This window comes from Streptomyces sp. NPDC001339 (genome assembly GCF_042895955.1).
In the GTDB taxonomy this organism is placed as follows: Bacteria; Actinomycetota; Actinomycetes; order Streptomycetales; family Streptomycetaceae; genus Streptomyces.
In genome coordinates this window covers 454,160-473,221 of record NZ_JBIAWT010000002.1, presented here as the reverse complement: position 1 = coordinate 473,221, position 19,062 = coordinate 454,160, and the positions used below count along the sequence as shown (strand labels likewise).

14 protein-coding genes and 1 pseudogene are annotated in these 19,062 nt (G+C 71.8%); 12 read left to right on the top strand and 3 right to left on the bottom strand.

Annotated features, from left to right (window positions below; genetic code table 11):
- Positions 1–450 precede the first annotated feature (450 nt).
- On the bottom strand, positions 451–2,019 hold the full coding sequence (locus ACFY12_RS07315) for an aldehyde dehydrogenase family protein (RefSeq protein ID WP_390714754.1): 1,569 nt from the start codon (positions 2,017–2,019) through the stop codon (positions 451–453).
- Positions 2,020–2,582: 563 nt separating this feature from the next.
- A complete protein-coding gene (locus ACFY12_RS07310) occupies positions 2,583–2,960 on the bottom strand; it encodes a chorismate mutase (RefSeq protein WP_390714753.1) in 378 nt (125 codons plus the stop codon).
- 508 nt (positions 2,961–3,468) lie between these two features.
- Here ACFY12_RS07310 and ACFY12_RS07305 point away from each other — a divergent pair.
- The 3 genes from ACFY12_RS07305 (at position 3,469) to ACFY12_RS07295 (ending at position 8,231) form a co-directional block, all read left to right on the top strand.
- Positions 3,469–4,887: an FAD-dependent monooxygenase gene (locus ACFY12_RS07305; RefSeq protein WP_390714752.1), complete on the top strand. Its 1,419-nt coding sequence runs from the start codon at positions 3,469–3,471 to the stop codon at positions 4,885–4,887.
- Between the two features lie 223 nt (positions 4,888–5,110).
- Positions 5,111–5,971, top strand: coding sequence for a formate dehydrogenase accessory sulfurtransferase FdhD (gene fdhD, locus ACFY12_RS07300; protein WP_390714751.1), 861 nt, complete (start codon positions 5,111–5,113; stop codon positions 5,969–5,971).
- A 244-nt stretch (positions 5,972–6,215) separates the two neighbouring features.
- Positions 6,216–8,231, top strand: a complete 2,016-nt coding sequence (locus ACFY12_RS07295; protein WP_390714750.1) for an exo-alpha-sialidase — start codon at positions 6,216–6,218, stop codon at positions 8,229–8,231.
- On the opposite strand, the gene ACFY12_RS07290 is transcribed toward ACFY12_RS07295, so the two are convergent.
- Entirely contained in the window at positions 8,232–9,365 is a 1,134-nt protein-coding gene (locus ACFY12_RS07290; RefSeq protein ID WP_390714749.1) for a bile acid:sodium symporter family protein, read from the bottom strand.
- A gap of 230 nt (positions 9,366–9,595) precedes the next feature.
- Between ACFY12_RS07290 and ACFY12_RS07285 the strand changes: the two genes are divergently transcribed.
- From ACFY12_RS07285 to ACFY12_RS07245, 9 genes and pseudogenes are all read left to right on the top strand, one after another.
- On the top strand, positions 9,596–10,459 hold the full coding sequence (locus tag ACFY12_RS07285; RefSeq protein WP_390714748.1) for a LysR family transcriptional regulator: 864 nt from the start codon (positions 9,596–9,598) through the stop codon (positions 10,457–10,459).
- 322 nt (positions 10,460–10,781) lie between these two features.
- A complete protein-coding gene (locus ACFY12_RS07280; RefSeq protein WP_390714747.1) occupies positions 10,782–12,608 on the top strand; it encodes an AMP-dependent synthetase/ligase in 1,827 nt (608 codons plus the stop codon).
- A gap of 150 nt (positions 12,609–12,758) precedes the next feature.
- Positions 12,759–13,766: a hypothetical protein gene (locus tag ACFY12_RS07275; RefSeq protein ID WP_390714746.1), complete on the top strand. Its 1,008-nt coding sequence runs from the start codon at positions 12,759–12,761 to the stop codon at positions 13,764–13,766.
- Between the two features lie 14 nt (positions 13,767–13,780).
- Entirely contained in the window at positions 13,781–14,614 is an 834-nt protein-coding gene (locus ACFY12_RS07270; protein WP_390714745.1) for an aldo/keto reductase, read from the top strand.
- Between the two features lie 335 nt (positions 14,615–14,949).
- Positions 14,950–15,741, top strand: a complete 792-nt coding sequence (locus ACFY12_RS07265; RefSeq protein WP_390714744.1) for a VOC family protein — start codon at positions 14,950–14,952, stop codon at positions 15,739–15,741.
- A 204-nt stretch (positions 15,742–15,945) separates the two neighbouring features.
- Complete coding sequence (locus ACFY12_RS07260; RefSeq protein WP_390714743.1) at positions 15,946–17,019, top strand: DUF1266 domain-containing protein; 1,074 nt, start codon at positions 15,946–15,948, stop codon at positions 17,017–17,019.
- Positions 17,020–17,169: 150 nt separating this feature from the next.
- On the top strand, positions 17,170–18,225 hold the full coding sequence (locus tag ACFY12_RS07255; protein WP_390714742.1) for a YihY/virulence factor BrkB family protein: 1,056 nt from the start codon (positions 17,170–17,172) through the stop codon (positions 18,223–18,225).
- Between the two features lie 189 nt (positions 18,226–18,414).
- The gene (locus ACFY12_RS07250; protein WP_390714741.1) at positions 18,415–18,597 is read left to right on the top strand and encodes a DUF4158 domain-containing protein; all 183 of its coding nucleotides are present in this window, start codon (positions 18,415–18,417) and stop codon (positions 18,595–18,597) included.
- A 22-nt stretch (positions 18,598–18,619) separates the two neighbouring features.
- Positions 18,620–19,053 (top strand): annotated as a pseudogene (locus ACFY12_RS07245) (IS5 family transposase); the annotation flags it as partial.
- Positions 19,054–19,062: the final 9 nt, after the last annotated feature.

The window sequence follows — 19,062 nt, the reverse complement described above, 5'->3', positions numbered from 1 at the left end:
CCGCGGCGACATGGATAACAATACCAAGGTTTTGGAGTGCCTTTCACCTGCGTATCTGTGTCGGGCAGCGGTCGCCGTGGCGGGGTGTCTCGGGTGAGTGTGCGGTGCGGCGGACCGGTGGTTCGGTGGCGGTTCGTCTCGTGGTGTGGTCCTGCAGGTGGCGGGCGCTGTGATGGAGATCGGCTGGGTGGGGCTTCGCGATCTCGCCCACCGGCGGGCTCCGGGCGGGCTGATCTGGATGTGGATGTGGATGGAGCCTGTTGGCCCTTGGTGTCCGACGCGCGTTCGGCGGCGCCAAGGCTGTTATGGGGCCCGTCCAAGCGGGCGTGGCATCGCTGCGCGTCGCGGGCGGTACGTGCCGGTGCCAGGGCTACGGAACCAGTCGGCTACGGCATCAGGTGGCTATGGAACCAGTCGGCTACGGCATGAGGTGGCTATGGAACCAATCGGCTACGGCATCAGGTGGTAGTCGGGGAAGTTGCCTGGTAGGCGTTCGGAGGCGGGGCCCTCGGTTACCGCGTGGACGAGGAGCTCGCCGCCGACGAAGGCGCCGCTCCAGGAATTGCCGAAGCCGCCGAAGAGCTCGTCGCGGTCGCCGCGGGAGCGGGGCTTCCCGTGGCCGACCTTGAAGGCGCGGATCTGTGGGGCCAGACGGGCGTACATGTCGGGGTCGTCGGTGGAGAGGGTGGCGACCAAGGCGCCGTTGCTGGCGTTCATGGCGGCGAGCAGCTCCGCCTCGGTGTCGACGAGGACGATGGTGTCGACGGGGCCGAAGGGCTCGGCATGGTGGAGAGGCGAGGACGGCGGCGGGGCCAGGAGGGTGGTCGGGGGAAGGTAGGCGGTGGTGTCCTGGCCGGGGAGGAAGTGGCCGTCGGCGAGGGCACCGCGGTGGAGGGGGACGGCGCCGCGGGAGATGGCCTCGGTGGTGAGATCGGCGAGCTCCTTGGCCTTGGCCGCGTTGATCAAGGGCCCGAAATCGAGCTCGGGGAGTGGGTCTGCGGGGTCGGCGACGGCCAGGGGGTGGCCGAAGCGGACGCTGCGTACGGCCGGGAGGTAGGCGGCGAGGAAGTCGGCGAAGGCGTCGCGCTGGACGACGAAGCGGGGGTAGGCGGTGCAGCGCTGCTTGGCGTAGTCGAAGGTCTTGCGGAGGAGAGGAGTGAGGGACTGCCAGTCGGTGTGGTTCCAGATGCCCCAGGTGTTGAGGCCCTCTTGTTCGAGGATGTGGCGTTTGCCGAGGTCGGCGACGGCAGTGGCGACGCGGGCACCGGTGTCCCGGCCGCCGACGAAGGAGACACAGCCGATCTCGGGTGAGCCGACCAGGGCCGGCGAGAGTTCGCTGCCGCCGCCACTGACGAGGGTCCCCGGGACACCCTCCCGGGCGGCCAGGGCGCAGGCGAGAGTGAGACAGACCAGGCCGCCGTCGGTGGGTGTCTTGGCGATCACCGCGTTACCGGCCAGTGCCTGGACGAGCATCGCGTGGATCAGCACCGACATGGGGTAGTTCCAGCTGGCGATGTTGCTGACCGGGCCGTTCAGCGGGGTGCGGCCGTCGAGCATCCGGTCGATCTCGGAGACGTACCAGCGGACACCGTCAATGGCGCGGTCGACATCGGCCTGGGCGAGCTTCCAGGGCTTGCCGATCTCCCAGACCAGGAGGAGGGCGAGCAGCTCGCGGTGTTCCGTGAGGGCGTCGAGAGTGGCGCTGATCCGGGCTTTGCGGTCGGCGAGCGGGGTCCGCCGCCAGTCACGGTGCTGGTCGAGGGAGGCGCGTACGGCGTGCCGGGCGGCATCCGCGTCGAGGCGCGGCGGGCCGGCGATGGGGGTGCCGTCGACCGGGCTGGTGGCGGGCAGTGGACGGCCGTCCGCATGCCAGGTGCCGGCCCAGAGGTTGAGGGCCTGGTCATCGCGGAACGCCTCCGGGGCGACGGCGAGACTGCGCTGCCAGGCGTCCCGCCAGGACGTACTGGGCTTGACGGCGAGGGCCGGGCGGATGCCGTCGGTTTCTGTGGTGGTGGCCATCGGGTATCTCCGCTCTGACTCTCGGTGCTCGGTCGGAGGGCGGGGTGCGGCTGGGTGGTGGCATGGGGCCGTGCGACGCCGGGTATAGCGAGTGTCACTCACTGTGGGCGGTCAGGCCACCTGTCCGCTGCGCTTGGCTGGCTTCCCACGTTTTTGGCTGCGGCGCCGTACCTCCGTTTCGCCGTTGCGCCTGCGGCGGGCGTGGGTTTGTCGGGCGCGGGTCCGCTCCTCCGGACTTCGTCCTGCGGAGCGGCCCCTCCCGGGAGTGGGAGGAAAAACGGTGGGTGGGGGCGTGCGTGAGTGGTCCACTGCGGGTAGGTGATCGCTTACGGACGCCCCCACCGGTCTTCTTTCACCCACCCACGGGAGGGGGCGGACCGCAGGACGGCAGTCCGGAGGGGCGCACCCGTGACGTACAGCCCCGCGCAGCGGCAAACAGCCCGCCGCCAGGCGACACGGCGAGAAAGCGAAGAAGAACAGCCGGCCGCCAAGTCAAACGGCGAGCAACCACCGCGGCGCCGCAGACAACAACGTGGGAAGCAAGCCAAGCGCAGCGGACCGGTTCAGTCAGCGGCAGGTTCGACAGGCTCCCCCGCCTGTCCCTGCGTACGGTCGGCGATCGCGCGGTGGTGGCGGACCACCTCGTCGATGATGAAGTTGAGGAACTTCTCGGCGAACGCCGGGTCCAGCCGGGCGTCCTCGGCGAGGCGACGCAGCCGCGCGATCTGGGCGGCTTCCCGGGCCGGGTCGGCGGGGGGCAGGCTGTGCCGAGCCTTGAGCTCCCCGACCTGCTGGGTGCACTTGAAACGCTCGGCGAGCAGATGCACCAGTGCGGCGTCGAGGTTGTCGATACTGCTGCGCAGGTAGAGCAGCCGCTCGCGGGCCATCTCGTCGGCGACGGAGGCCGCTTCACCGGCCGCCGGTGCTGTGCCTTCGCTCATGTGCCACTCGCCATTCGTGCTCGTTCGGTGATCGAGTGCACACTACCCGGCCGGGCCTGGCGGGCGGGCACGGTCTCGCGGATCGGACACCCGGCGGTTGGCGTTGGCGCCTGGCGGCCAACAGCCAGCGGCGACGTGGCCTGTGCGGTCGGGATGGACGCCCGGTGGCAGGCTCCCCCACAGAACCCACCACCGGGCCGCTCGGTATGGACCGCGCCCACGCACTGGGGCTCGGCCTCGGCGTAGGCCCATACCCACGTCCCCGCCGGTCCATCCCTCCGCACTCCCTATCGTGCCGAAGGCCACATCGGCGGCACCATGTGCCGGATCCCGGTGGCCCTCAACGCCTGGGAGAATGACGCCAATTGAGCCAGGAGAGCCGGCCATCGGCCACCGGAAGGGCAGAAGGACAGAAGGACGGACGGTCAGGCGGATAGGGGAGGGACGGAACCGGATGCGGGGCCACCGGGGCAAGGGCAGGGGCAAGGGCAAGGGGAGGAGCACGGGCATGAGCAAGGACACGGGCCCAGGCAGGGGCACAGGCCCAGGCGCGGGCGCGGGCAACATCTCATTCGAGGGAGCCGATGTCGCCATCGTCGGCGGCAGTATCGCCGGCTGCGCCACCGCGCTCGCCGCCCATCGTGCCGGTGCCACCCGGATCACCATCCACGAACGCGCCGCCGGTCATCTGGCTGACCGCGGTGTCGGCCTCGCCATGCACAACGACCGGTACGCCGAGCTGACCGCGGCCGGTTACATGGACGCGGCAATGCCATGGGTGCAGCTGACCACCCGCCGCTGGTACGTCCGCGACGGCGCCGCGCCGCTCGGCCGGCAGATCGCGGCACTCCCCTTTCCGTTCCGCTCGTACTGCTGGGGCCCGCTCTGGCAGGAGTTACGCCGTCGGCTGCCCGCCGGCACCTCCTTCCGGTCCGGGGTGACGGTCCGCGCGGTCAGCGACGATCCGGACGGCGCACGGCTCACACTGGACATCGGCGAGAGAGGCAGCGGAAGCGGCGGCGAGGAAAGGGGGGACGGGGAAAGGAGGGAAGGGGAAAAGGGCGGTGCGGGGGACGGTGTCGGGTACAGGGAAGACGGAGGGCGCACGGAGCGCTTCGACTTGGTCATCGGGGCCGACGGCTATCGCTCGGTGGTTCGTGAGGCGGCTTTTCCCGATATCCGGCCGCGCTACGCCGGCTATCTGGCTTGGCGCGGCGCGGTTCCCGCCGGCCGGCTTGCGGAACTCGACTTCCCGGGCCTTCCGGCGCGCCCCTGGCCGGAGGAGGACTGCATCTACGGTGTCTTCCCGGGCGGGCACGTCATCATCTACCGCATTCCGGACGGCCACGGCGGACATCGCGTCAACTGGGTGCTCTACACCACCCCGCCCGCCGGTCTCGATCTGGACCTGGATACGCCCACCAGTCTGCCGCCCGGCACCCTCGCCGATGCTCTGCACTCCCATCTCGCCTATGTCACCGGGGAGTTGCTGCCTCCGTTCTGGGGCGGTCTGGTGCGCCTGACGCCATCCGAGGAACGGTTCATCCAGCCGATGTACGACTTCACGGCGCCGCGGTACACGGCGGGCAGGCTGCTCCTGGCGGGCGACGCGGCCACTGTCGTCCGTCCGCACACCGGTGCCGGCGCGGTCAAGGCGCTCCAGGACGCCGCCGCCCTGGAGTCCGCACTGCGCTCGCTCCCGCGGCGCCCCGACGCACTGGCGGCCTACGGTGCCGAGCGCGGCGAGACCGGCCGCACGATGGTGGAACTGGGGCGGCGACTGGGCCGGTTCCTGGTGCAGGACACTCCTGACTGGCGGTCGCTGGACCAGGACGGGGTGGCGAAGGCATGGGCGGCGGCCGACGGCTCGGGCGCCTTCGGCGGCCGCGCGCTGACACGACCACGTGAGGACACAGCCATTCGCTGACACGGTCACGTGAGGACACGGCCATGCGCTGACACGGTGACGTGAGGGCGCAGCCACGTACGACGTGGGCGCGTGATGATGGCGTGCCTCCGTGACACGCCAGGACGCCCGCCGTGGCGGGGGCTGCGGCCGCACGGTGCACGGTGCACGTGCAGGACAATGAACGCGAGAGCTGCCGGGCACGTCAGCAGCGCCGTATGCCGAACCTGGGACTGATCGGGACATGGGACGAGTCACGGAACGACGCAAGGTGATCCGCATCAGGGACGGGGTCGTTTCCACCCGCCCGGACACGCTGGTCGCCGAGGAGCCGCTGGAGATCCGGCTGAACGGCAAGCCGCTGGCGATCACGATGCGTACGCCCGGCGACGACTTCGCGCTCGCCGCGGGGTTCCTGGTCAGCGAGGGTGTGCTGGGCGCGGCCGACGAGCTGCGGAACATCCTCTACTGCGCGGGAGCCACGGAGGACGGGGTCAACACGTACAACGTGGTGGACGTGAAGACAGCCCCCGGCGTGGTGATCCCGGACATCACCCTGGAGCGCAACGTCTACACGACGTCCTCGTGCGGGCTGTGCGGCAAGGCCAGTCTGGACGCGGTACGGGCCACCACGCGCTGGCCGCTGACCACCGCCGCCTCCCCTGACACCCCGGTCCGTCTGACGCCTGCGACACTCGCCGCCCTGCCCGACCGGCTGCGGGCCGCCCAGCGGGTGTTCGAGCGGACCGGGGGGCTGCATGCCGCCGCGCTCTTCACGGCGGACGGGGAACTGCTCGACATCCGGGAGGACGTGGGGCGGCACAACGCGGTCGACAAGATCGTCGGTCGGGCGCTGCAACAGGGGCTGCTGCCGCTCTCGTCGGCGGTGCTGATGGTCTCCGGGCGGGCGTCGTTCGAGCTGGCGCAGAAGGCCGTCATGGCGGGAATTCCCGTGCTGGCCGCGGTCTCCGCGCCGTCCTCGCTCGCCGTCGATCTGGCCCAGGAGACCGGGCTGACCCTGGTCGGGTTCCTGCGCGGGACCTCGATGAACGTGTACGCGGGTGAACACCGGATCGCGCTGCACACAGCCGGCGCCACGAGCTGAGGCGCCTTCGGACCACACCCCCGCGAGCAGGGGATACGAGGTACGCGGCAGGTGCGGGTGTGCGGCGTGGTGTCTGCGGCGTGGTGTCTGCGGGCCGGGCGGGTGAAATCCGGTTGTGGCCCGGAGAACCGAGGCCGGTTCCTTGGTGGGAGGGGGAGGCGACAGTAGCTTCCGTCTGGGACGCACAGGAACGCCGGATGTCCTGATGACCCGACCGCCGATTCCCCGAAGGGCAGGCCGGACCATGAGGTCAGTTCTCCGCGTACGCCCCGGCCTCCCCCACCGGCCCGGCTCCCCGCGGCGGCGTGCCGCTGTCCTGCTCACCGCACTCACCACACTCACCGCACTCACCTCGGCAGCCGTCGGGCTGTCGCCCGCCGCCCCCGCGCACGCCGCCTCTGGCAGGGCGGCGGGCGGCGGCCGCACAGCCGTGACGGCGGCGGCACCTCCTCCGACCGGTGGTTTTGAGCAGCAGGTCCTCTTCAAAGCCGTACGGGAACGGGGCTACTTCTGTTTCCGGGTACCGGCCGTCGTCAAGTCCCGGCGCGGCACTCTGCTCGCCTTCGCCGAGGGCCGCCGGCACGACTGCGGCGACGCCGGCGATATCGACCTCGTCCTCAAGCGCTCCACCGACGGCGGCCGGACCTGGGGCCCGCTCCAGGTCGTCAGCCCCGGCAACGGGGGCACCCACGGCAACCCCGTGCCCATCGTCGACCGCCGCACCGGCCGCATCGTCCTCGTCGAGACGCATAACGACGGCCGCGCCGACGGCCTCGGCTGCGCTGTTCCGTGCCCTCGCACACCGCACCTCCAGTACAGCGACGATGACGGCATGACGTGGTCCGCGCCCCGCGACCTGACCGCCGGTATCCGCCCCGCGCGGTGGAACGCCTGGTACGCCACCGGGCCCGGGCACGGCATCCAGCTCTCCCACGGGCGGCACGCGGGCCGGCTGGTCTTCGGTATCAACTCCGAGAGCTCCGCGGGCAACCGGGTCACCGCCGCACACGCCGCCCTGGTCCACAGCGACGACGGCGGCGTCACCTGGCGGATCGGCGCGCTGGATACCTGGCCCGTCGCCGCCGGAGGCACGTTCCGTCAGAAGCCCTCGGAGATGACCCTCCTGGAACGCTCCGACGGCTCGATCTACGTCAACGGCCGCGAACAGGACGGCACCGACCTGGGCCATCGCACCGCGGCGGTCAGCCGCGACGGCGGCGACACCTTCACCGCGCCGTTCCGCGCCCTCCCCGGCCTCTACACCCCGATGGTGCAGGCCTCGGCCTTCCGCCTGCCGCGCTCGCGCACCGCCGGCGGCCACGGCCGCGGCCGTACCCTGCTCGCGGCGCCGGCCGACCCCGACCGGCGCCGGACCATGACCATCCGCTCCTCCTGGGACGAGGGCCGCACCTGGGAGGACGCCGACCGGGGCGCCCGGGTCACCTCCGACTGGTCCGGCTACTCGGATCTGGTGGCGATCTCCCCCGAGGTCACCGGCCTGCTGTACGAGGGCGGTGCGGCCGACTCGCGGGACGAGGTCCGCTTCGTCCGCTTCACCGAGGAGTGGCTCGGCCGACGGCGCGGCCCGGACCCCACCACCCATGACCTCGCGCCCCGTGCCCGGCCGGCCCTCGTCCTGGGCGGTGCACGCCCCACCCGCGGCCGCTTCGGCAGGGCGCTGTCCTTCGACGGCCGGGACGACGCCGTACGTCTGCCGTTCCGTGCCCACCTCCCCCTGGGCAGCCATGACTTCACCTGCACTCTGTGGTTCCGCTACGACGCCGGCACGGGCGAACAGCCGCTGCTGTGGATGGGCGGGGTGGGCAGCGCGGCCCCGCAGGTCGTGGTGGCGGGGGACCCCGGCCACGACCGGATCGTCGCCCGCGTCACGGCGGTCCACGGCGCCCGGCCGGCCGCCACCGCCCAGGTCGGGACCCACGACGCGGACAACGACGGCACGTGGCACCACCTCGCGCTGCGCCGCACGGGCGGCCGGCTGCTGCTCACCGTGGACGGCACCCGGACCACTGCGGTCCGCGATGTCCCCGGCTCGGTCAGCCGCGGCTCGGTCTTCGGCGTCCACCTGGGGCAGCGGCCGGACGGCCGCGCCCAGTTCACCGGCGCGCTCGACGAGGTACGGGTCTACCGGCGGTCGCTGACCGACGCGGAGCTGGCCGGCGTACGCAGGCGGAACGCGTCGGTGCGCGCACCGATGGTGCTGGGGCTGCCGCTGGACCGGGTCAGCCGGCCGGGCCGGTGATCACCTCACTGTTGGCCGTTCACCGTTGGCCGTTCGCTGTTGGCTGTTCACTGTTCGCTGTTGGCCGTTGCCATCGGTGGTGGCTGGGGTGGACGCGGGCGGTGTCTCCCGTTCCCCTCTCCCCTCCGATGCACGCTCCCTCTCCCCCTCCTCCTCCGATGCCGTCTGAGCCGCGTACCGCTTCGCCAGCACCGCGCACACCATCAACTGCATCTGGTGGAAGAGCATCAGCGGCAGCACCATCAGGCCGGCCTGGGCGCCGAAGAGCACACTCGCCATGGGCAGGCCGGCGGCCAGGCTCTTCTTGGAGCCGGCGAAGGTGATGGCGATCCGGTCCTCCCGGGGGAAGCCGAGCCGCCGGGAGCCGTACGACGTGGCCGTCAGCATCACGGTGAGCAGGGCGGCCTCCACGCCCAGCAGGCACAACAGCCGCAGCGGGGAGACCTGGTGCCAGATGCCCTGGACCGTACCGGCGCTGAAGGCGGCGTAGACGACGAGGAGTATCGAGCCGCGGTCCACGTAGCCGAGGGCCTTCCTGTGGCGTGCGACAAAGCCACCGATCCGGGGGCGCAGCACCTGCCCGGCGAGGAACGGCAGCAGCAGCTGGCAGACGATCGAGAGCAGCGAGTCGGCCGAGAAGCCGCCGCCCGCACCGTGCAGGACGAGCCCGGCCAGCAGTGGCGTGATGACGATTCCGGCGATGCTGGAGAACGAGCCGGCGCAGATCGCCGCCGCGACATTGCCGCGGGCGAGGGACGTGAAGGCGATGGAGGACTGGACCGTCGAAGGCACCAGGCACAGGAACAGCAGACCGGTGTGGAGGGTGGGCGGCAGGACGTGTGGGACCAGTACCCGGGTGGCCAGCCCGAGCACCGGGAAAACGGCGAAGGTGCAGGCCAGGACGGTGAGGTGGAGCCGCCAGTGGCGCAGGCCGGCCATCGCCTCGTGGGTGGAGAGCCGGGCACCGTAAAGGAAGAAGAGCAGGGCGACGGCTCCGGTGGCGGCGCCGTCGGCGACCGGGGCGGCCGCCGCGCGGGCGGGCAGCAGCGCGGCCAGGGCGACCGTGCCCGCGAGAGCGAGGAGATAGCCGTCCACGGGAAGCCAGGCGGGCAGCTTGAACAAGGGACGGCGCATGATCTCTCTTGGTCTCTCTTGATCTCTCTTCGGCCGGCGGCTCTGAGGTCGGCGGCTCTGTGACGGCGGCTTTGGGGCGGCGGCTCTGGGACGGTACGCGGACGATGATCTCTCCAGGGTGTCGGGTGGTGCGGCGATCGGGAACCCCGCTTACCGTGGTCACTGTCATCACCATTCGCGATGGACACCTCGATGACTCGATGACTCGATGACGTGCCGGGGAGGGGATCATGTTCGAGCCCGCTCAGCTGCGCACCTTTCTCGCGGTGGCGCAGACCCTGAGCTTCACGCAGGCCGCCCGGCGGCTGGGGCTGCGGCAGTCGACCGTGAGCCAGCACGTGCGGAAGCTGGAGGAGGCCGCCGGGCGGCGGCTGTTCGCGCGGGACACCCACGGCGTGGAACTGACCGAGGACGGGGAGGCGATGCTCGGCTTCGCGTGCTCGATCCTGGAGGCGAACGAGCGGGCGATGAGCTTCTTCGCGGGCACCCGGCTGCGTGGCCGGCTCCGCTTCGGCGCCTCCGAGGACTTCGTGCTGACCCGGATGCCGGAGGTCCTGGAGGGGTTCCGCCGGGAGCACCCCGAGGTCGATCTGGAGCTGACCGTCGAGCTGTCGGGCACCCTGCACAAGCTGCTGGCTGCCGGGCGGCTCGATCTCGTCCTCGCCAAACGGGGGCCGGAGGAGTTCCATGGGCGGCTGGTGTGGCACGACCGGCTGGTGTGGGTGGGCACCGGGCGGCTGCGGCTGGATCCGGAGCGGCCGGTCCCGCTGGTGGTCCATCCGCCACCGGCGGTGACCCGGGCGCGTGCGTTGGAGGCGTTGGAGCGGCAGGGCCGGGAGTGGCGGATCGCCTGTACCAGCGGAAGCCTGAACGGGCTGATCGCCGCAACCCGGGCAGGTCTGGGCGTGATGGCGCATACGAGGGGCATGATTCCGCCAGGCCTGGTCCAACTTCCGCCGCGCACCGGGCTGCCGGATCTGGGCGGGGTGGACTTCGTCCTCGTCCACGGGCAGCGCGACCTCGCGGCGCGCGGCCCGGCGGAGGCACTGGCCGAGGCGATCCTCGCGGGCGGCGACCGGCTACAGCTTCCCTAGTAGGGACTCCGGCGCAGGCCCTGGGCTCTGTGCCCTGCGCCCCTCCGCCCCGACGCCCCGACGCCCCGTTCCCAACGGATTGTCCGCCCCGGCGCGCGATTCGGTGTCATGTGCAGAGATTTGGTGCAGATATGGTCCCGGCGTCGTGATCGTCGCGCGTCGAAGACTCCGGATCGTGTCCATGATCGCCCGAAGTCATCTGAATTCTTCCGATGGCCAGTTCCCATGGGGGTGCGTTCACTCCGTGGTAGGGCACTGCCGGATGTCATCGCCTTGGGGTACGGTCGCGGCCTTGTGAGCAACACCACGAGGAGCTGAGCCATTGCGCGAGTTCACCGTCCCGCCGTTGGCGACCGCGCCCCGGGTCGGCGGGCTGGCGGATGCGGTCTTCGAGCACGCCGGGACCGACCCCGACCGCGTCGCCCTCGCGCGCAAGGACGCCGCGGGAAACTGGCAGAACGTCACCTCCGGCCAGTTCCGGGACGAGGTCCTCGCCCTGGCCAAGGGCCTGATCGCGCAGGGCGTCCGGTTCGGCGACCGGGTCGGCATCATGTCCCGTACGCGCTACGAGTGGACCCTGTTCGACTTCGCGCTCTGGTCGATCGGCGTCCAGTCCGTACCGCTGTACCCGACCTCGTCGGCCGAGCAGGTCTTCTGGATGCTGCACGACTCGGGCGTCTCGGCGTGCCTGGTCGAGCATGAGGACCACGCGATGACCATCGGCTCGGTCATCGACCGGCTTCCGCAGCTGCGCAAGCTGTGGCAGCTGGACGCCGACCCGGTGGCCGAACTGACCTCGGCCGGTGCGCACATCGACGACCAGGTGGTGCACCGCCACCGGCTGGCCGTCACCCCGGACGCCATCGCGACGATCATCTACACCTCCGGCACCACCGGCCGCCCCAAGGGGTGCGTGATCACCCACGCCAACTTCATGGCCGAGGCCGACAACGTCGTCATGCGCTACGAGACGGTCTTCACCTCGAAGCCCGGTGACGAGGCGGCGACGCTGCTCTTCCTGCCGCTGGCGCATGTCTTCGGGCGCATGGTGCAGGTCGCCGCGGTCCGCGGCCGGGTGAAGCTGGGCCACCAGCCCGCGCTCACGGCCCAGGCCCTCCTGCCCGATCTGCAGTCCTTCCGGCCCACCTTCATCCTGGCGGTGCCGTACATCTTCGAGAAGGTCTTCGCCGCGTCCCGGCGGAAGGCCGAGGCGGAGGGCAAGGCGGGGCCGTTCGACAAGGCCGTGGAGGTCGCGGTCCGCTACGCCGAGGCACAGGAGAACAGGGCGTTCGGCACCGGATCCGGACCCGGCGCCGCGCTGCGGATGCAGCATCAGGTCTTCGACAAGATGGTCTACAGCAAGGTCCGTACGGCACTGGGCGGCCGGGTGCGGTACGCGATGTCCGGCGGTTCGGCGATGGAGCGCCGGCTGGGGCTGTTCTTCGCCGGCGCCGGTGTGCGGATCTTCGAGGGTTACGGCCTGACGGAGAGCACCGCGGCCGCCACCGCCAACCCGCCCGAGCAGACCCGCTTCGGCACGGTCGGCACCCCCATCCCCGGCACGACCGTGCACATCGCGGAGGACGGCGAGGTCTGGCTCTACGGAGACCAGATCTTCGCGGGCTACCACAACGACGCCAAGGCGACCGATGCCGTCCTGCACGACGGCTGGTTCGCCACCGGTGACCTGGGCGCCCTCGACGAGGACGGCTATCTGACGATCACCGGCCGGAAGAAGGAGGTCCTGGTCACCTCCGGCGGCAAGACGGTCTCACCGGTGGGGCTGGAGGAGCGGGTGCGGGCACATCCGCTGGTCGCCCAGTGCATCGTCGTCGGCAACGACCGGCCGTTCATCGCCGCGCTGGTGACGCTGGATCCGGAGGCGGTCACGCACTGGCTGGCGATGCGCGGCAAGCCGGAGCTGCCGCCGTCGGACCTGGTGCACGACCCGGACCTGGAGACCGAGATCCGGCGCGCGGTCGTCGCCGCCAACACCCTGGTCTCGCAGGCCGAGTCGATCCGTACGTTCCGGATACTGGCTCACCAGTTCACCGAGGAGCACGGGTTGCTGACGCCGTCGCTGAAGCTCAAGCGCAAGGCGATCGAGGCGGCGTACTCGGTGGAGGTGGACGCGCTCTACCAGGGCTGACCTCTGCCAGGGCTGACCTCTGCCAGGGCTGAGGGCGAGCCTCTACCAGGGCTCAGGGCGAGAGGTGTACGGCGGGCTCCGCCGGACGGCGGAGGCAGATCGTCCGCAGGTCCGACGTGCACCGCCGCCGCCCCCGGAAGGCTGCGGAGTATGGATTCCCGTCGCCTCCCTCTGCTCGGCCGGCTCGCGATGCTCGCCTGTCTGCCGTACCTCACGCTCAAACTGCTGTGGCTGCTGGGCTTCGACATCGGTGTCGTCGACCCCCACCGCTTCAGCCGCACCACCTGGGTCGCGGCCAATGCCTTCACCTTCCTCCTCGATGCCGTCGCCGCGGTGGTGGCCTACACCCTCACCCGCCCGGCCGGCCGGCGGACCCCCGCGTGGCTCCTGCTGTTCCCGCTGTGGGCGGCGTCCGGGCTGCTCATCCCGCTGATCGCCGGCGTGCTGGGCGGCAGCCTGGCCGGAGTGTTCACCGGTCTCCCCCACCCGATGGGCTCCGGCAACTTCCTCGCGCCGTGGGTCTTCGTGGTGGTCTACGGCGGCTTCACCGTCGAGGCCGTCACGCTGCTCGGCGCGTTCGCGGTCTACGCCCACCAGCGCTGGGGCAACCTGCTGCGGCTCCCGCTGGGGGCGCTCCCGGACACCGGTACCCGGGCGGTGCAACGGATCTTCCTGCTGCCGGCCGCGCTGCTGCTCGCCCTGCTCGGGGCGCTCGACGTGCTCTGGGGCGCGGGCTCGACACTGGGCATGGACGCGGCCCAGGCAGACGCCCGGACGGTCATCAGCGCGGCCTCGGACTGGTCGAACGGGCTGCTCCTGCTGGCCGGGGCCGTGGGACTGCTGCTTCTGGTCCTCCCCTCCCCGCCGCCCCGGCTGCGGGTGCGTACGGCGCTCGCCGCGGCCTGGACGGGCAGCGCCACGGCGTTCGCCTCCGCCGGCTGGCAGTGGCTGGCCACGGCGGTCCCCGCGGGACTCTCCTCCGGTGCCTCCCCGGCCACCACCGGGCTCCCCGGCCTGACCGGCGCGCTGGAGCTGTGCACCGGGCTCACCGTGCTCTGCGCCGGCGCCTTCGCCCTCAGCGAACTCACGATCGGGATGCGCGGGAATGTGACAGAGCGGATGATCGTTGAACGATCTGTACCACGTACGGCGACATAAGGATCGATTCCCCCGTGAGCAAGGTTCCGTCCATCACGCTCAACAACGGCATCACGATGCCCCAGCTCGGCTTCGGCGTCTGGCAGATCCCCGACGACGAGGCGGCCGCGGCGATCGGCCACGCCCTGAACGCCGGGTACCGCAGCATCGACACTGCGGCGATATACGGCAACGAAGAGGGCACCGGCAGGGCTCTCGCCGCCTCCGGCATCCCCCGTGAGGACCTGTTCGTCACGACCAAGCTGTGGAACTCCGAGCAGGGCTACGACTCCGCACTGCGCGCCTTCGACGCCTCGCTGGACAAGCTCGGCCTGGAGTACGTCGACCTCTACCTGATCCACTGGCCGCTCCCGGCCCGGGACACGTACGTCGACACCTACAAGGCCTTCGAGAAGATCTACACGGACGGCCGCGCCAAGGCGATCGGTGTCTCCAACTTCCAGCCCGCCCACCTGGAGCGGCTGCTGGGCGAGACCTCAGTCGTCCCGGCCGTCAACCAGATCGAGCTGCACCCGCGGCTCCAGCAGGCCGAGGCCCGCGCCTTCCACGCCTCGCACGGCATCGCCACCGAGGCCTGGTCGCCACTGGGCCAGGGCAAGGGCCTCCTGGAGGAGCCGGCGATCGCCGCGCTGGCCGCCAAGCACGGCAAAACCCCCGCCCAGGTGGTGCTGCGCTGGCACCTCCAGCTCGGCAACGTCGTCATCCCGAAGTCCGCCACGCCGTCCCGCATCGCCGAGAACTTCGACGTCTTCGGCTTCGAGCTGGACGACGCGGACCTGGCCGAGCTCTCCGGGCTGGACAACGGCACGCGCCTCGGCCCGGACCCGGACACCTTCGACATGGCCTGACCGCTCCGGCCCGGACACCCTTCGGCAGCGGCCTGACCGCTCCGGCCCGGCCACTGCCGCGGCGCCGCCCGGCCCGTACGGGCGGCGCCGTCGCGTGGCGTGCCGGCGACGCCGCCGCGTGGGGTGCCGGCGGGGCCCGAGTGGCGGGCTCCGCGGACGGCGGAGAGGGTGGGAAGGGTGGAGAGTGGGCGCGGAGGGATCTCCGCGACGCACGGCGGGACCGGACGTCCCGCGCCGCTTCGTCCCGCTCCTCTCCCCTTGTCCCGCTCCTCTCCCCTGCCCGACGCGTCCCCGGCCGGGCGGGCCGGAGAGGCACCCCCGCCGAGGAGGTCACGATGCCCGAAGTCACCTCGTCCTATCAGCCCGGGACCCCCTGCTGGGTCGATCTCGCAGCCCCTGACCAGCAGGGCGCCATCGACTTCTACTCCGGCGTCTTCGGCTGGACCGGCGAGATCGGGCCCGCGGAGACCGGCGGCTACTCCGTGTGCGAGCTGCACGGCAAACCGGTGGCCGGCATCATGGCCGCCATGGCGATGGGCGGCCAGCCCCCGCCCCCGACGGTCTGGACCACCTACCTGGCATCCGCCGACGCGGACACCACCGCGCAGGCGGTCGGCGACGCCGGCGGCACGGTCCTGATGCCCGTCATGGACGTGATGACGCTCGGCCGCATGGCCATCGCCGCCGACCCCACCGGAGCGGTGTTCGGCATCTGGCAGCCGGTGGACTTCCCCGGCGCCGGCCTCGTGAACGAACCCGGCGCGCTGATCTGGAACGAGCTCAACACCACCGAACGCTCCGTCGCCTCCGCCTTCTACCAGGCCGTCTTCGGTATCGAGAGCGTCCCCGTAGAGGGCGCCGACCACTACTACGCGCTCCACGTGGACGGCCGCCCGGTGGGCGGGATGCAGCCCATGTCCGAGCAGATGCCGCCCGATACGCCGTCACACTGGCTGCCGTACTTCTCGGTGGCCGACACCGACGCGACCGTGCACAAGGTGACCGCGGCCGGCGGTGCGGCGCTCCAGCAGCCGTTCGACATGATGGCCGGCCGGATGGCCGTGGTGACCGATCCTCAGGGGGCCGCTTTCGCCGTCATCCATCCCCAGCCGACGGCACAGGGGTGAAACCGGGCCGGCGCGGCGCACGAAACCGGATCGGCGCGGGGCGCGCGTGCCGGCGCGTCCGCCGTTCCACCCCACGGTCCGCCCGGCCGTCCACCCCACCGTCCCCCCAGCCATCCACCCCATCGTCCGCCCGGCCGTCCACCCCGGTTTCCGGGCCGCGGCGGGACCGCCGTAGGGTCTTGGCCCGTGGCTACTCCGGGTTGGATGCCGCCGACGGATACCGAGCGGCGGCTGTGTGAAGCGACGGCGCGCGGTGACGTCAATGGGCAGATCGCGGCGATCGCCGGTGAGGACCTGTACCTGGCGGCGCCGCTGCCGGGCCAGGACCCGCTGCCGGTCTACGACGACCCGGCGATCGGCGGCACCTGTATTCCGGTCCTGACCCGCGGCATGCTGCCGCCGTGGCAGCCACACCAGCTCTTCGACCGGGTCTCGGTGGAGGAGCTGGCGCAGGACTGGCCCAACGACAAGTGGAAGCTCGCCGTCAACCCCGGGACGCCGTGCGCGGCGTACCTGGCCGCGTTCCCCGCGCAGCGCGCCGCCTGGCAGCAGATCCGCGCCCAGTTCGGAGTACGGCCCGGCGGGCTGCTCGTCACCCTCTTCAGCGGACCGCTGCACGGCCCGGTGGCGCAGGGGCTGGCGTGTGGCGCACCGGTCGCGGTGCACCACAGCGTGCCGTGGAACGAGCTCGGTACCGCCTTCCTCGACCCTGCCACGGACGCCGAGACGCTCCGCGGGCAGTGGTCGGTGACCGACCCGGCCACCTGGCAGCAGCGCCTGGACCAGCTGCTCGGCGGGCAGTTCGTCCCGGCCGGCACGGAGGCGGCGCTGCGGGCGCGGAACGCCGCGGACGGCGGGGACGGCGCAGGTGGTGAGGGCAGCGCGGGCAGCGGCGAGGAGGACGGCGACGCCACGGAGGTCCCCGAGCTCGTCACCGCCTACGAGCAACGGCTCCGCACGGAGGGGCTGTTGCCGGCCGACGGCCGGGTGGTGTCCCTGCGCGCGCTGGACCACGCACACGCCGTCGGCCTGGTCCGCTGGGGCCTGAGCGCCCGGCTGTGCACTCCGCAGCAGGCCGAGCAGGCCGTCCAGCAGGTCGCCGCACGGGCCCGGGAGGTGTACGGCTCGTGGGAGGAGTACGCCGCGGGCTACCTGCTGGGCCGGCTGCTGGCGTTCGACAACGGCTGGTTCGGTCCCCAGTACGCCGAGGCCGTGCACCTCCACCGGGTCCTCACCCAGGACCCGTCCTCTCCCTGGCGAGCGCTGCCGTTCGCCTGACGGCCGTCGGCCGACGGTCCCGGCGTCGGGGAGAATCCGTCGGGCGGTCCGTCGGGGAAGTCCGTCGGGCGGACCGTCGGGGAGAATCCGTCGGAGAACCGTCGGGGACAGTCCGTCGGGGGGAGCGTCGGGGAGGATGACGCACGACGTATGGGCGGAGAGGACAGCTACGACATGGGCGACAGCGGCGGGCCGCCGGAGCCGGGAGCGGGGGCAGGGGCGGACCGGATGCTGCCGACCCGTACGGACGGGGCGGACCGGTCGGACGGGGCGGCGGCGCCGGCGGGCGGCGCACCCGTCCCCGGCCTCGTCCCCGACCCCGTACGCGTCCCCCGGCGGCCGCCCGCCCGGCCGGCCTGGGCCCACTACCGCACCGCGCTGCGTCGCACGCCGGTGTCCGTGTGGCGCGACGATGTGACGGACTGGGCCGCGAGCCTGACGTACTACTCGGTGCTGGCGCTGCTGCCGTCGCTGATCGTGACCGTGTCGCTGATCGGTCTCGCCGGCCCGTCGGCCACCGAGCAGCTGATCGACCAGATCAGTGCGATCGCCCCGGCCGAGTCGGCCCCGACCGTGCACCGTGCGCTGGTGACCATGTCCCATCAGCGCACCGCCGCCTGGGTGGTGGTGGGCGGCGCCCTGGCCAGCGCGTTGTGGTCGTCGTGCAGCTATCTGGCGGTGTTCCGCCGGGCGCTGCAGGCCATGCACCGGACGAAGGACGACCGGCCGCCGTGGCACAAGGCACCGCGGATCCTGGCGACGGCGCTGCTGCTGATGGCGCTGCTGCTCAGCAGCGCGGTGGCACTGCTGGTGAGCGGGCCGATCGCGGACTGGGCGGGCCGGGAGCTGGGGCTGGGCGACGCCGGCGAGACGACCTGGAACCTGCTGCGGTGGCCGCTGCTGCTCCTGCTGGCCACGGTGCTGGCGATGGTCCTGTTCCGCTCCGGGCCGCGCGGCACCCGTGGGGTGCGGCGGATGGTTCCCGGCGGGGTGGTCGCGGTGCTCCTGTGGCTGGTGTCGTCCGCGGGCTTCGCCGTCTACACCTCGTACGTCGGCACCTTCAACCGCCTGTACGGCTCGCTGGCGGGGCCCGTGGTCTTCCTGATCTGGCTGTGGTTCTCCCACCTGTCGCTGCTCTGCGGCGCCCAGTTCAACGCGGAGCTCACGCGGGCGGGACGGGTGGTGAAGCCGCGCAGCGGCGACTGAGCGGCCGCCCGGGCCGGACGGGGCCCGGGGGCCGCTCGGGGTTGCCCGGCCCGCCCGGTCAGCGCGCGCCGGGGTCCCATTAGTACTCGCCGAAAAAACAACGGAGTAGCCCCTGACCTGGCCCGTTGCTGGGGAGCCGGTGGCTCGTTGCGCCGAACGAGTGAATCCGGCGGCGAGAGGGGCGTGCAGATGGCAACGCGGGTGTTCTCCGATGAGGAGTTGGAGACCCTGCGCTCGTTCCCGGCGATCGGCAAGGACGAGCTGATCCGCTACTTCACCCTCACCCCGGCGGATGAGGCGTTCCTGCGGAAGTTCCTGCGTCCCCAGACGGTTCTCGGCGCCGGGGTGCAGGTGCGGCTCTGTATCGGATGAGGACGTCGGTTGTCAGGAATCCGCTGCCGACGCCCGCTGCTGTCCACTCTCCTTCGTTGTCACCGCCGGTCAGGCCGGTGACGCGCCCGCCTTCACGGATGTCATGGCTCGCCTGCGCGTTCCCCGACGTCGTGGACGGCCCCGCACCCGGCCGGACGTGGTCCTGGCCGATAAGGCGTATTCCTCTCGCGCGATCCGCGAGCTCCTGCGCAGGCGTGGAATCCGAGCGGTGATCCCCGTCCCGGCGGACCAACAAGGTCACCGGCTGCGTCGGGGAAGGCCGGCGGCAGGCCGCCGGCCTTCGATCGGGAGACCTACAAGCAGCGCAACACCGTCGAGCGATGCATCAACCGCCTCAAGCAGTGGCGAGGCATCGCGACTCGCTACGAGAAGACCGCGACCATCTACATGGCTGGACTCCACATCGCAGGCATCTTCCTCTGGTCCGCACGCTGATCCAAACGA